This is a genomic window from Escherichia sp. WS33 (genome assembly GCF_046486385.1).
In the GTDB taxonomy this organism is placed as follows: domain Bacteria; phylum Pseudomonadota; class Gammaproteobacteria; order Enterobacterales; family Enterobacteriaceae; genus ECMA0423.
Genome location: NZ_JBJQLJ010000001.1, coordinates 135,418 through 148,336 on the forward strand (window position 1 = coordinate 135,418; position 12,919 = coordinate 148,336).

Genomic DNA, 12,919 nt, shown 5'->3' on the forward strand with positions numbered 1-12,919 from the left:
AAGGATTAAAACATGACGCAATTTGCATTTGTGTTCCCTGGACAGGGTTCTCAAACCGTTGGAATGCTGGCTGATATGGCGGCGAGCTATCCAATTGTCGAAGAAACGTTTGCTGAAGCTTCTGCGGCGCTGGGCTACGACCTGTGGGCGCTGACCCAGCAGGGGCCAGCTGAAGAACTGAATAAAACCTGGCAAACTCAGCCTGCGCTGTTGACTGCCTCTGTTGCGCTGTATCGCGTATGGCAGCAGCAGGGCGGTAAAGCACCGGCAATGATGGCCGGTCACAGCCTGGGGGAATACTCCGCGCTGGTTTGCGCTGGTGTGATTGATTTCGCTGATGCGGTGCGTCTGGTTGAGATGCGCGGCAAGTTTATGCAAGAAGCCGTACCGGAAGGCACGGGCGCTATGGCGGCAATCATCGGTCTGGATGATGCGTCTATTGCGAAAGCGTGTGAAGAAGCTGCAGAAGGTCAGGTCGTTTCTCCGGTAAACTTTAACTCTCCGGGACAGGTGGTTATTGCCGGTCATAAAGAAGCGGTTGAGCGTGCTGGCGCTGCCTGTAAAGCTGCGGGCGCAAAACGCGCTCTGCCGTTACCAGTGAGCGTACCGTCTCACTGTGCGCTGATGAAACCAGCAGCCGACAAACTGGCAGTAGAATTAGCGAAAATCACCTTTAACGCACCAACAGTTCCTGTTGTGAATAACGTTGATGTGAAATGCGAAACCAATGGTGATGCCATCCGTGACGCACTGGTACGTCAGTTGTATAACCCGGTTCAGTGGACGAAGTCTGTTGAGTACATGGCAGCGCAAGGCGTAGAACATCTCTATGAAGTCGGCCCGGGCAAAGTGCTTACTGGCCTGACGAAACGCATTGTCGACACCCTGACCGCCTCGGCGCTGAACGAACCTTCAGCGATGGCAGCGGCGCTCGAGCTTTAAAAGAGGAAAATCATGAATTTTGAAGGAAAAATCGCACTGGTAACCGGTGCAAGCCGCGGAATTGGCCGCGCAATTGCTGAAACGCTCGCAGCCCGTGGCGCGAAAGTTATTGGCACTGCGACCAGTGAAAATGGCGCTCAGGCGATCAGTGATTATTTAGGTGCCAACGGCAAAGGTCTGATGTTGAATGTGACCGACCCGGCATCTATCGAATCTGTTCTGGAAAAAATTCGCGCAGAATTTGGTGAAGTGGATATCCTGGTCAATAATGCCGGTATCACTCGTGATAACCTGTTAATGCGAATGAAAGATGAAGAGTGGAACGATATTATCGAAACCAACCTTTCATCTGTTTTCCGTCTGTCAAAAGCGGTAATGCGCGCTATGATGAAAAAGCGTCATGGTCGTATTATCACTATCGGTTCTGTGGTTGGTACCATGGGAAATGGCGGTCAGGCCAACTACGCTGCGGCGAAAGCGGGCTTGATCGGCTTCAGTAAATCACTGGCGCGCGAAGTTGCGTCACGCGGTATTACTGTAAACGTTGTTGCTCCGGGCTTTATTGAAACGGACATGACACGTGCGCTGAGCGATGACCAGCGTGCGGGTATCCTGGCGCAGGTTCCTGCGGGTCGCCTCGGCGGCGCACAGGAAATCGCCAACGCGGTTGCATTCCTGGCATCCGACGAAGCAGCTTACATCACGGGTGAAACTTTGCATGTGAACGGCGGGATGTACATGGTCTGACCGCGATTTGCACAAAATGCTCATGTTGCGCGCAGTCTGCGTGGTTATGAGTAATAATTAGTGCAAAATGATTTGCGTTATTGGGGGGTAAGGCCTCAAAATAACGTAAAATCGTGGTAAGACCTGCCGGGATTTAGTTGCAAATTTTTCAACATTTTATACACTACGAAAACCATCGCGAAAGCGAGTTTTGATAGGAAATTTAAGAGTATGAGCACTATCGAAGAACGCGTTAAGAAAATTATCGGCGAACAGCTGGGCGTTAAGCAGGAAGAAGTTACCAACAATGCTTCTTTCGTTGAAGACCTGGGCGCGGATTCTCTTGACACCGTTGAGCTGGTAATGGCTCTGGAAGAAGAGTTTGATACTGAGATTCCGGACGAAGAAGCTGAGAAAATCACCACCGTTCAGGCTGCCATTGATTACATCAACGGCCACCAGGCGTAAGTGAACATCTCCAGGCGGTCGTTCGACCGCCTGAGTTTTATCTTTTTGTCCCACTAGAATCATTTTTTCCCTCCCTGGAGGACAAACGTGTCTAAGCGTCGTGTAGTTGTGACCGGACTGGGCATGTTGTCTCCTGTCGGCAATACCGTAGAGTCTACCTGGAAAGCTCTGCTTGCCGGTCAGAGTGGCATCAGCCTAATCGACCATTTCGATACTAGCGCCTATGCAACGAAATTTGCTGGCTTAGTAAAGGATTTTAACTGTGAGGACATTATCTCGCGCAAAGAACAGCGCAAGATGGATGCCTTCATTCAATATGGAATTGTCGCTGGCGTTCAGGCCATGCAGGATTCTGGCCTTGAAATAACGGAAGAGAACGCAACCCGCATTGGTGCCGCAATTGGCTCCGGGATTGGCGGCCTCGGACTGATCGAAGAAAACCACACATCTCTGATGAACGGTGGTCCACGTAAGATCAGCCCATTCTTCGTTCCGTCAACGATTGTGAACATGGTGGCAGGTCATCTGACTATCATGTATGGCCTGCGTGGCCCAAGCATCTCTATCGCGACCGCCTGTACTTCCGGCGTGCACAACATTGGTCATGCTGCGCGTATTATCGCGTATGGCGATGCTGACGTGATGGTTGCAGGTGGCGCAGAGAAAGCCAGTACGCCGCTGGGCGTTGGTGGTTTTGGCGCGGCACGTGCATTATCTACCCGCAATGATAACCCGCAAGCGGCGAGCCGCCCGTGGGATAAAGAGCGTGATGGCTTCGTACTGGGCGATGGTGCCGGTATGCTGGTACTTGAAGAGTACGAACACGCGAAAAAACGCGGTGCGAAAATTTACGCTGAACTCGTCGGCTTTGGTATGAGCAGCGATGCTTATCATATGACGTCACCGCCAGAAAATGGCGCAGGCGCAGCTCTGGCAATGGCAAATGCTCTGCGTGATGCAGGCATTGAAGCGAGTCAGATTGGCTACGTTAACGCGCACGGTACTTCTACGCCGGCTGGCGATAAAGCTGAAGCGCAGGCGGTGAAAACCATCTTCGGTGAAGCTGCAAGCCGTGTGTTGGTAAGCTCCACGAAATCTATGACCGGTCATCTGTTAGGTGCGGCGGGTGCAGTAGAATCTATCTACTCCATCCTGGCGCTGCGCGATCAGGCTGTTCCGCCAACCATCAACCTGGATAACCCGGATGAAGGTTGCGATCTGGATTTCGTACCGCATGAAGCACGTCAGGTCAGCGGAATGGAATACACGCTGTGTAACTCCTTCGGCTTCGGTGGCACTAATGGTTCTTTGATCTTTAAAAAGATCTAAGTTGTCATTTTCCACCCTTATAAAAGGTCCGCTTGCGGGCCTTTTTTCTTAGCTTTTATTCCGACTTGTTCCGTAGTGAACATGCTGCCACACTAACAATTCTCTGATAAGGAGCCGGTATGTTCTTAATTAACGGTTATAAGCAGGAATCGCTGGCAGTAAGCGATCGGGCAACGCAGTTTGGTGATGGTTGTTTTACCACCGCCAGAGTTATCGACGGTAAAGTCAGTTTGTTATCGGCGCATATCCAGCGACTACAGGATGCTTGTCAGCGGTTGATGATTTCCTGTGACTTCTGGCCACAGCTTGAACAAGAGATGAAAACGCTTGCAGCAGAACAGCAAAATGGTGTACTGAAAGTCGTGATCAGTCGCGGTAGTGGCGGGCGAGGGTACAGCACATTGAACAGTGGACCGGCAACGCGGATTCTCTCCGTTACGGCTTATCCTGCACATTACGACCGTTTGCGTAACGAGGGGATGACGTTGGCGCTAAGCCCGGTGCGGCTGGGGCGCAATCCTCATCTTGCAGGTATTAAACATCTCAATCGTCTTGAGCAAGTATTGATTCGCTCTCATCTTGAGCAGACAAACGCTGATGAGGCGCTGGTCCTTGACAGCGAAGGGTGGGTTACGGAATGCTGTGCGGCTAATTTGTTCTGGCGGAAGGGCAACGTAGTTTATACGCCGCGACTGGATCAGGCAGGTGTTAACGGCATTATGCGACAATTCTGTATCCGTTTGCTGGCACAATCCTCTTATCAGCTTGTCGAAGTGCAAGCTTCTCTGGAAGAGGCGTTGCAGGCAGATGAGATGGTTATTTGTAATGCGTTAATGCCAGTGATGCCCGTACGTGCCTGTGGCGATGTCTCCTTTTCGTCAGCAACGTTATATGAATATTTAGCCCCACTTTGTGAGCGCCCGAATTAGTCATGAAAAAAGTGTTATTGATAATCTTGTTATTGCTGGTGGTACTGGGTATCGCCGCTGGTGTGGGCGTCTGGAAGGTTCGCCATCTTGCCGACAGCAAATTGCTTATCAAAGAAGAGACGATATTTACCCTGAAGCCAGGGACCGGACGTCTGGCGCTCGGTGAACAGCTTTATGCTGATAAGATCATCAATCGCCCACGGGTTTTTCAATGGCTGCTGCGTATCGAACCGGATCTTTCTCACTTTAAAGCCGGGACTTACCGCTTTACACCGCAGATGACCGTGCGCGAGATGCTGAAGTTGCTGGAAAGCGGTAAAGAAGCACAGTTCCCTCTGCGACTGGTAGAAGGGATGCGTCTGAGCGATTACCTCAAGCAATTGCGTGAGGCCCCGTATATCAAGCATACGCTGAGCGACGATAAGTACGCCACCGTAGCGCAGGCACTTGAACTGGAAAACCCGGAGTGGATTGAAGGTTGGTTCTGGCCAGACACCTGGATGTATACCGCCAATACCACCGATGTCGCGTTACTCAAGCGAGCGCACAAGAAAATGGTGAAAGCGGTCGATAGCGCCTGGGAAGGGCGTGCGGACGGTCTGCCTTATAAAGATAAAAATCAGCTGGTGACGATGGCATCAATTATCGAAAAAGAAACCGCCGTTGCCAGTGAACGCGATCAGGTTGCCTCGGTATTTATCAACCGTTTACGCATTGGTATGCGCCTGCAGACCGACCCAACCGTGATTTACGGGATGGGAGAGCGTTATAATGGCAAACTTTCTCGTGCAGACCTGGAAACGCCGACAGCGTATAACACCTATACCATTACCGGTTTGCCGCCGGGTGCGATAGCTACGCCGGGGGCGGATTCGCTGAAGGCTGCTGCGCATCCGGCAAAAACGCCGTATCTCTATTTTGTGGCCGATGGTAAAGGTGGTCACACGTTTAATACCAATCTTGCCAGCCATAACAAGTCTGTGCAGGATTATCTGAAAGTGCTTAAGGAAAAAAATGCGCAGTAAGTATATCGTCATTGAGGGGCTGGAAGGCGCAGGCAAAACTACCGCGCGTAATGTGGTGGTTGAGACGCTTGAGCAACTGGGTATCCGCGACATGGTTTTCACTCGGGAACCTGGCGGTACGCAACTTGCCGAAAAGTTAAGAAGCCTGGTGCTGGATATCAAATCGGTAGGCGATGAAGTCATTACCGATAAAGCCGAAGTTCTGATGTTTTATGCCGCGCGCGTTCAACTGGTAGAAACGGTCATCAAACCAGCTCTGGCTAACGGCACCTGGGTGATTGGCGATCGCCACGATCTCTCCACTCAGGCGTATCAGGGCGGAGGACGTGGTATTGACCAACATATGCTGGCAACACTGCGTGATGCTGTTCTCGGGGATTTTCGCCCCGACTTAACGCTCTATCTCGATGTTACCCCGGAAGTTGGCTTAAAACGCGCGCGTGCGCGCGGCGAGCTGGATCGTATTGAGCAAGAGTCTTTCGATTTCTTTAATCGCACCCGCGCCCGCTATCTGGAACTGGCTGCACAAGATAAAAGTATTCATACCATTGATGCCACCCAGCCGCTGGAGGCCGTGATGGATGCAATCCGCACTACCGTGACCCACTGGGTTAAGGAGTTGGACGCATGAGATGGTATCCATGGTTACGACCTGATTTCGAAAAACTGGTAGCCAGCTATCAGGCCGGAAGAGGTCACCATGCGCTACTCATTCAGGCGTTACCGGGCATGGGCGATGATGCTTTAATCTACGCCCTGAGCCGTTATTTACTCTGCCAACAACCGCAGGGCCACAAAAGTTGCGGTCACTGTCGTGGATGTCAGTTGATGCAGGCTGGCACGCATCCCGATTACTACACCCTGGCTCCCGAAAAAGGGAAAAATATGCTGGGCATTGATGCGGTACGTGAGGTCACCGAAAAGCTGAATGAGCACGCACGCTTAGGTGGTGCGAAAGTTGTCTGGGTAACCGATGCTGCCTTACTGACCGACGCCGCGGCTAACGCATTGCTGAAAACGCTTGAAGAGCCACCAGCAGAAACCTGGTTTTTCCTGGCTACCCGCGAGCCTGAACGTTTACTGGCAACATTACGTAGTCGTTGTCGGTTACATTACCTTGCGCCGCCGCCGGAACAGTACGCCGTGACCTGGCTTTCACGCGAAGTGACAATGTCACAGGATGCATTACTTGCCGCATTGCGCTTAAGCGCCGGTTCGCCTGGCGCGGCACTGGCGTTGTTTCAGGGAGATAACTGGCAGGCTCGTGAAACATTGTGTCAGGCGTTGGCATATAGCGTGCCATCGGGCGACTGGTATTCGCTGCTAGCGGCCCTTAATCATGAACAAGCTCCGGCGCGTTTACACTGGCTGGCAACGTTGCTGATGGATGCGCTAAAACGCCATCATGGTGCTGCGCAGGTGACTAATGTTGATGTGCCGGGCCTGGTCGCCGAACTGGCAAACCATCTTTCTCCCTCGCGCCTGCAGGCTATACTGGGGGATGTTTGCCACATTCGTGAACAGTTAATGTCTGTTACAGGCATCAACCGCGAGCTTCTCATCACCGATCTTTTACTGCGTATTGAGCATTACCTGCAACCGGGCGTTGTGCTACCGGTTCCTCATCTTTAAGAGAGACATCATGTTTTTAGTCGACTCACACTGCCATCTCGATGGTCTGGATTATGAATCTTTGCATAAGGACGTGGATGACGTTCTGGCGAAAGCCGCCGCACGCGATGTGAAATTTTGTCTGGCAGTCGCCACAACATTACCGGGTTATTTACATATGCGGGATCTGGTAGGCGAACGTGACAACGTCGTATTTTCTTGTGGCGTGCATCCACTCAACCAGAATGATCCCTACGATGTAGAAGATTTACGCCGTCTGGCGGCAGAAGAGGGTGTTGTAGCGCTGGGTGAAACCGGGCTGGATTATTATTACACACCGGAAACTAAAGTACGTCAGCAAGAGTCCTTCATCCATCATATCCAGATTGGTCGTGAACTGAACAAGCCGGTTATCGTCCATACCCGTGACGCCCGTGCCGATACGCTGGCAATTCTGCGCGAAGAAAAAGTGACGGATTGCGGTGGCGTACTACACTGTTTTACAGAGGACAGAGAAACGGCGGGTAAATTACTGGATCTCGGATTTTACATCTCCTTTTCCGGCATTGTGACCTTCCGTAATGCGGAGCAACTGCGCGATGCTGCGCGTTATGTCCCCCTGGATCGATTACTGGTGGAAACTGACTCACCTTACCTTGCGCCGGTACCGCATCGAGGAAAAGAGAATCAACCTGCGATGGTTCGTGACGTTGCAGAATACATGGCTGTGTTGAAAGGTGTTGCCGTTGAAGAACTGGCGCAGGTAACCACCGATAACTTCGCCCGTCTGTTTCACATCGACGCTTCCCGCCTTCAATCCATCCGTTGAATGAGTTTTTTTAAAGCTCGTAATTAATGGCTAAAACGAGTAAAGTTCACCGCCGAAAATTGGGCGGTGAATAACCACGTTTGAAATATTGTGACATATGTTTTGTCAAAATGTGCAACTTCTCCAATGATCTGAAGTTGAAACGTGATAGCCGTCAAACAAATTGGCACTGAATTATTTTACTCTGTGTAATAAATAAAGGGCGCTTAGATGCCCTGTACACGGCGAGGCTCTCCCCCCTTGCCACGCGTGAGAACGTAAAAAAAGCACCCATACTCAGGAGCACTCTCAATTATGTTTAAGAATGCATTTGCTAACCTGCAAAAGGTCGGTAAATCGCTGATGCTGCCGGTATCCGTACTGCCTATCGCAGGTATTCTGCTGGGCGTCGGTTCCGCGAATTTCAGCTGGCTGCCCGCCGTTGTATCGCATGTTATGGCAGAAGCAGGCGGTTCCGTCTTTGCAAACATGCCACTGATTTTTGCGATCGGTGTCGCCCTCGGCTTTACCAATAACGATGGCGTATCCGCGCTGGCCGCAGTTGTTGCCTATGGCATCATGGTTAAAACCATGGCCGTGGTTGCGCCACTGGTACTGCATTTACCTGCTGAAGAAATCGCCTCTAAACACCTGGCGGATACTGGCGTACTCGGAGGGATTATCTCCGGTGCGATCGCAGCGTACATGTTTAACCGTTTCTACCGTATTAAGCTGCCTGAGTATCTTGGCTTCTTTGCCGGTAAACGCTTTGTGCCGATCATTTCTGGCCTGGCTGCCATCTTTACTGGCGTTGTGCTGTCCTTCATTTGGCCGCCGATTGGTTCTGCAATCCAGACCTTCTCTCAGTGGGCTGCTTACCAGAACCCGGTAGTTGCGTTTGGCATTTACGGTTTCATCGAACGTTGCCTGGTACCGTTTGGTCTGCACCACATCTGGAACGTACCTTTCCAGATGCAGATTGGTGAATACACCAACGCAGCAGGTCAGGTTTTCCACGGCGACATTCCGCGTTATATGGCGGGTGACCCGACTGCGGGTAAACTGTCTGGTGGCTTCCTGTTCAAAATGTACGGTCTGCCAGCTGCCGCAATTGCTATCTGGCACTCTGCTAAACCAGAAAACCGCGCGAAAGTGGGCGGTATTATGATCTCCGCGGCGCTGACCTCGTTCCTGACCGGTATCACCGAGCCGATCGAGTTCTCCTTCATGTTCGTTGCGCCGATCCTGTACATCATCCACGCGATTCTGGCAGGCCTGGCATTCCCAATCTGTATTCTTCTGGGGATGCGTGACGGTACGTCGTTCTCGCACGGTCTGATCGACTTCATCGTTCTGTCTGGTAACAGCAGCAAACTGTGGCTGTTCCCGATCGTCGGTATCGGTTATGCGATTGTTTACTACACCATCTTCCGCGTGCTGATTAAAGCACTGGATCTGAAAACGCCGGGTCGTGAAGACGCGACTGAAGATGCAAAAGCGACAGGTACCAGCGAAATGGCACCGGCTCTGGTTGCTGCATTTGGTGGTAAAGAAAACATTACTAACCTCGACGCATGTATTACCCGTCTGCGCGTCAGCGTTGCTGATGTGTCTAAAGTGGATCAGGCCGGCCTGAAGAAACTGGGCGCAGCGGGCGTAGTGGTTGCTGGTTCTGGTGTTCAGGCGATTTTCGGTACTAAATCCGATAACCTGAAAACCGAGATGGATGAGTACATCCGTAACCACTAATCTGTAAGACGTTGGGGAGACTAAGGCAGCCAGATGGCTGCCTTTTTTACAGGTGTTATTCAGAATTGATACGTGCCGGTAATGCTGAAATTACGCGGTGCGCCGTAGACGATAGAACCTTCCACGTTGGTATCGTAGGTTTTGTCGAACAGGTTATTGACGTTCCCCTGTAACGAGAAGTTTTTCGTCACCTGGTAGCGGGTGAAGAGATCCACCAGCGCGTAGCTACCTTGCTCGGCGCGGAAGGTGCCATACGGTGTCACGGTGTCGGTATACACGCGATTTTGCCAGTTAACACCACCGCCGACTGTCAACTCTGGCATGACAGGCAACCGATAGCTGGTGAACATTTTAACCGTGGTGCGTGGCAGATTAGGATTAACGGCGTTTCCTTCGTTATCCTCTGCAATATAGCGCGTTGCGCCAAATGTCAGCTGCCAGTTGTCGGTAATTGCGCCGTTGAGTTCAAATTCCACCCCTTTACTGACTGTCCCATCCACTGCTTTATAGGCGGTTTCGCCGTTGCTGCCGGGGATAGGTGTACCGGTGGACTGAGCGACATTATCCTGCTCAATACGGAAGATGGCTAACGTGGTGGTCAGACGGCTATTCATCCAGTCCGATTTCAGACCCAGCTCGTAGTTGTTACCGGTGATTGGAGCCAGATATTTGCCTGAACTGTCACGATCATTTTGCGGCTGGAAAATAGAGGTATAGCTGGCGTAGGTCGACCAGTTGTCATTGATGTCAAACACCAGACCAGCGTAAGGCGTGGTGTGGTTTTTCTCCATGCTGTAAGTCAGCGTATCAACCCGCCAGTTGGTATAACGTGCGCCGAGGATCAGATGCAGCGGATCGGCAAGGGTGACACGAGTGGCAGCATATAACGATTTCATATGTGTGGTATCGTCCTGCGCCAGGCTCTGTGGTGACCAGTCGGTTTGTGGGAAATTGCCATTAAAGTTGTAGAAACTGCCAATTTCATCCGGGAAGATGTTGGCCCATGAACTGAAGTAACGATTGTTTTGTTTGCTGTAACTGCCACCAAACATTAGATTGTGCTGACGACCAAACAATTCATAACTACCGTCAGCGAACAAATCCAGCGCATCAACTTTACGTTTGCCACTGTTCCAACCGGTGCCGCCGACATAATCAAAGCCAGGTCCATAATTACTGTATGGCCCAACCAGCATACCATCCGCTTTGTTTACATAGGCATCGACATACATCATTTTGCTGTCAAATTCGACTTCAGAGTGGGTGGCATTCAGTGTCGCTTGCCAGGTATCAGCAAACCGCTGCTTCAGGGTCATAAAGACCTTGTTGATCTCTTTATCGTTGTACGCCCAGTCAGGTGCGGTACTGCGTGCACGATCGTAACTGTTGCTGCTGCCATCAGTATTCCAGCGCGGTAAACCGCCCCAGGTAGGGCTATTAACATCAATGCGCTGATATTCGTAACCGGCTGAAAGCGTCGTAAGATCGCCTAAATCAGCATCGACAATGCCCGAGAAGAAGGTCTTTTCACTGTTGTAGCGGTCCAGCCATGAGTCGTTATTCTGGTAGCCGCCGACAATTCGCGCGCGGATTTTACCGTCTTCGGTGAGTGGGCTTTGTAAATCCGCCACATACCGTTCTTTGTTCCAGCTACCGTATTCCGCCGAGACATCGCCTTTAAATTCACGACTGGTCGCGTGTTTTCGAACCATATTAATTGCCGCAGATGGATTACCCGTCCCGGTCATGAGTCCTGTCGCGCCACGCACTACTTCTACGCGTTCAAAGAGTGCCATATCAGAAAGTGCGTCGCCCAGATTCCAGCGCGATTCAAAATAGGTGGGGATACCATCAACCATATAGTTATCGATCTGGAATCCGCGGGAATAATAAAGAGCACGATCGGAATCCGCCTGACTTTTGCTGATCCCCTGCGTGTTTTCCATCACTTCGCCCAGCGTTTGTAACTGCTGATCTTCCATCCGCTGCTGGCTAACAATAGTGACCGACTGAGGAATATCACGTTGAGTCATCTGCATTTTGGTACCCGCAGAGGTAGACGTTACGCTGTAATCATTTTCGCCATCATCTGGAGCTGTGGCTGAACCCTCAACAATCACCGTTTCTTCAGTGGCTGGTGCAGCAAAAGCGGCAGAAGGTAATAGTGCCAGTGCTATGCAACCGGCAAGTAGTGACGGTTTGGTGATGGCTTGATATTGATTATCCCTGTTAAATTGTGTTGAAAGCATTTGAAATCTCTTGGTTTATGTTGTCGTCAGGCTCATGCCGGAGGAGGGTGATGAGCGATTATATTTAGTGTGCGAATAATTTTGTTTGTAAATGCAAATGAGAAATATACGCATTCATATTTGTCGTGTAAACCAAACAGAGAATGTCTTTTCAGCGCATTCGCAGGCAGAAATGGGAATAATGGCGATATATACGGCAGCAAAACGATTTTTTGCTTAAGAAATCGTGAGTTAAGGTTGAAAGAGCAGGTTTAACTCGACCATACTCTATACTCGCAGTGTGGCGCGGCGTAGCATGGCGCAACGCATGGCTATTTGAAAAAGGAAAATGTCGTGGCAGAAGAAACTATATTCAGCAAAATTATTCGTCGTGAGATCCCCTCCGATATCGTCTACCAGGATGATCTGGTAACGGCGTTTCGCGATATTTCGCCGCAAGCGCCAACGCATATTCTGATCATTCCGAATATCCTCATTCCGACTGTGAACGACGTCTCAGCTGAGCATGAGCAGGCGCTGGGACGCATGATCACCGTAGCGGCAAAAATTGCTGAGCAAGAAGGTATTGCCGAAGATGGCTATCGTCTGATCATGAATACCAACCGCCATGGCGGACAAGAGGTTTACCACATCCATATGCACTTGTTGGGTGGCCGTCCGCTGGGACCAATGCTGGCGCATAAAGGTCTGTAACGATGAGAAAAGGATGCTTTGGGCTGGTGTCTCTGGCGTTGTTACTGCTGGTGGGCTGTCGTTCACATCCGGAAATTCCGGTGAATGATGAGCAATCGCTGGTGATGGAGTCATCTTTATTGGCTGCGGGCATCAGTGCAGAAAAGCCCGTCCTTTCGACGTCTGATATTCAACCTTCAGCATCCTCAACGCTTTATAACGAAAGGCAAGAACCCGTTACCGTTCATTATCGTTTTTACTGGTATGACGCCAGAGGGCTGGAGATGCATCCTCTGGAAAGGCCACGCAGCGTTAGCATTCCCGCACATTCGGCGGTAACGCTGTACGGCAGCGCCAATTTTCTGGGGGCGCACAAAGTCAGACTTTATCTATATTTGTAAGGGGTGAATC

General features: G+C 51.0%; 13 protein-coding genes. 12 read left to right on the forward strand and 1 reads right to left on the reverse strand.

The genetic code is table 11. The features are described from left to right. Positions 1 to 12 precede the first annotated feature (12 nt). The 10 genes from fabD (at position 13) to ptsG (ending at position 9,587) form a co-directional block, all read left to right on the forward strand. A complete protein-coding gene (fabD, locus tag ACJHXA_RS00705) occupies positions 13 to 942 on the forward strand; it encodes an ACP S-malonyltransferase (protein ID WP_000191372.1) in 930 nt (309 codons plus the stop codon). 12 nt (positions 943 to 954) lie between these two features. After that, the gene (gene fabG / locus ACJHXA_RS00710) at positions 955 to 1,689 is read left to right on the forward strand and encodes a 3-oxoacyl-ACP reductase FabG (RefSeq protein WP_001008535.1); all 735 of its coding nucleotides are present in this window, start codon (positions 955 to 957) and stop codon (positions 1,687 to 1,689) included. Positions 1,690 to 1,899: 210 nt separating this feature from the next. Further along, positions 1,900 to 2,136, forward strand: a complete 237-nt coding sequence (gene acpP / locus ACJHXA_RS00715) for an acyl carrier protein (RefSeq protein ID WP_000103754.1) — start codon at positions 1,900 to 1,902, stop codon at positions 2,134 to 2,136. An 87-nt stretch (positions 2,137 to 2,223) separates the two neighbouring features. Beyond that, positions 2,224 to 3,465: a beta-ketoacyl-ACP synthase II gene (fabF, locus tag ACJHXA_RS00720; RefSeq protein WP_000044679.1), complete on the forward strand. Its 1,242-nt coding sequence runs from the start codon at positions 2,224 to 2,226 to the stop codon at positions 3,463 to 3,465. 119 nt (positions 3,466 to 3,584) lie between these two features. Next, positions 3,585 to 4,394 carry an aminodeoxychorismate lyase gene (pabC, locus tag ACJHXA_RS00725; protein WP_000478706.1) on the forward strand — a complete coding sequence of 270 codons (810 nt, stop codon included), beginning with the start codon at positions 3,585 to 3,587 and terminating at the stop codon, positions 4,392 to 4,394. A gap of 2 nt (positions 4,395 to 4,396) precedes the next feature. Then, a complete protein-coding gene (yceG, locus tag ACJHXA_RS00730; RefSeq protein WP_000756838.1) occupies positions 4,397 to 5,419 on the forward strand; it encodes a cell division protein YceG in 1,023 nt (340 codons plus the stop codon). Further along, positions 5,409 to 6,050, forward strand: a complete 642-nt coding sequence (tmk, locus tag ACJHXA_RS00735) for a dTMP kinase (protein ID WP_001257000.1) — start codon at positions 5,409 to 5,411, stop codon at positions 6,048 to 6,050. Before yceG ends, tmk begins: the two co-directional genes overlap by 11 nt. Beyond that, entirely contained in the window at positions 6,047 to 7,051 is a 1,005-nt protein-coding gene (holB, locus tag ACJHXA_RS00740) for a DNA polymerase III subunit delta' (protein WP_001267931.1), read from the forward strand. Before tmk ends, holB begins: the two co-directional genes overlap by 4 nt. 10 nt (positions 7,052 to 7,061) lie before the next feature. Then, complete coding sequence (locus ACJHXA_RS00745; RefSeq protein WP_000480245.1) at positions 7,062 to 7,859, forward strand: metal-dependent hydrolase; 798 nt, start codon at positions 7,062 to 7,064, stop codon at positions 7,857 to 7,859. Positions 7,860 to 8,153: 294 nt separating this feature from the next. Then, on the forward strand, positions 8,154 to 9,587 hold the full coding sequence (ptsG, locus tag ACJHXA_RS00750; RefSeq protein WP_000475719.1) for a PTS glucose transporter subunit IIBC: 1,434 nt from the start codon (positions 8,154 to 8,156) through the stop codon (positions 9,585 to 9,587). A 59-nt stretch (positions 9,588 to 9,646) separates the two neighbouring features. On the opposite strand, the gene fhuE is transcribed toward ptsG, so the two are convergent. After that, positions 9,647 to 11,836, reverse strand: coding sequence for a ferric-rhodotorulic acid/ferric-coprogen receptor FhuE (gene fhuE, locus ACJHXA_RS00755; RefSeq protein WP_000953467.1), 2,190 nt, complete (start codon positions 11,834 to 11,836; stop codon positions 9,647 to 9,649). 333 nt (positions 11,837 to 12,169) lie between these two features. Here fhuE and hinT point away from each other — a divergent pair, with 333 nt between their 5' ends. Together hinT and ACJHXA_RS00765 are read left to right on the forward strand one after the other, a co-directional pair. After that, the gene (hinT, locus tag ACJHXA_RS00760; RefSeq protein ID WP_000807125.1) at positions 12,170 to 12,529 is read left to right on the forward strand and encodes a purine nucleoside phosphoramidase; all 360 of its coding nucleotides are present in this window, start codon (positions 12,170 to 12,172) and stop codon (positions 12,527 to 12,529) included. Positions 12,530 to 12,531: 2 nt separating this feature from the next. Continuing rightward, the gene (locus ACJHXA_RS00765; RefSeq protein WP_001225279.1) at positions 12,532 to 12,909 is read left to right on the forward strand and encodes a YcfL family protein; all 378 of its coding nucleotides are present in this window, start codon (positions 12,532 to 12,534) and stop codon (positions 12,907 to 12,909) included. Positions 12,910 to 12,919 lie beyond the last annotated feature (10 nt).

Excerpts from the sequence above, each read along its gene's own strand:
- fabD (WP_000191372.1), top strand. The coding sequence starts at position 13 with ATGACGCAATTTGCATTTGTGTTCCCTGGACAGGGTTCTCAAACCGTT.
- fabG (WP_001008535.1), top strand. The coding sequence starts at position 955 with ATGAATTTTGAAGGAAAAATCGCACTGGTAACCGGTGCAAGCCGCGGA.
- acpP (WP_000103754.1), top strand. The coding sequence starts at position 1,900 with ATGAGCACTATCGAAGAACGCGTTAAGAAAATTATCGGCGAACAGCTG.
- pabC (WP_000478706.1), top strand. The coding sequence starts at position 3,585 with ATGTTCTTAATTAACGGTTATAAGCAGGAATCGCTGGCAGTAAGCGAT.
- yceG (WP_000756838.1), top strand. The coding sequence starts at position 4,397 with ATGAAAAAAGTGTTATTGATAATCTTGTTATTGCTGGTGGTACTGGGT.
- tmk (WP_001257000.1), top strand. The coding sequence starts at position 5,409 with ATGCGCAGTAAGTATATCGTCATTGAGGGGCTGGAAGGCGCAGGCAAA.
- holB (WP_001267931.1), top strand. The coding sequence starts at position 6,047 with ATGAGATGGTATCCATGGTTACGACCTGATTTCGAAAAACTGGTAGCC.
- ACJHXA_RS00745 (WP_000480245.1), top strand. The coding sequence starts at position 7,062 with ATGTTTTTAGTCGACTCACACTGCCATCTCGATGGTCTGGATTATGAA.
- ptsG (WP_000475719.1), top strand. The coding sequence starts at position 8,154 with ATGTTTAAGAATGCATTTGCTAACCTGCAAAAGGTCGGTAAATCGCTG.
- fhuE (WP_000953467.1), bottom strand. The coding sequence starts at position 11,836 with ATGCTTTCAACACAATTTAACAGGGATAATCAATATCAAGCCATCACC.
- ACJHXA_RS00765 (WP_001225279.1), top strand. The coding sequence starts at position 12,532 with ATGAGAAAAGGATGCTTTGGGCTGGTGTCTCTGGCGTTGTTACTGCTG.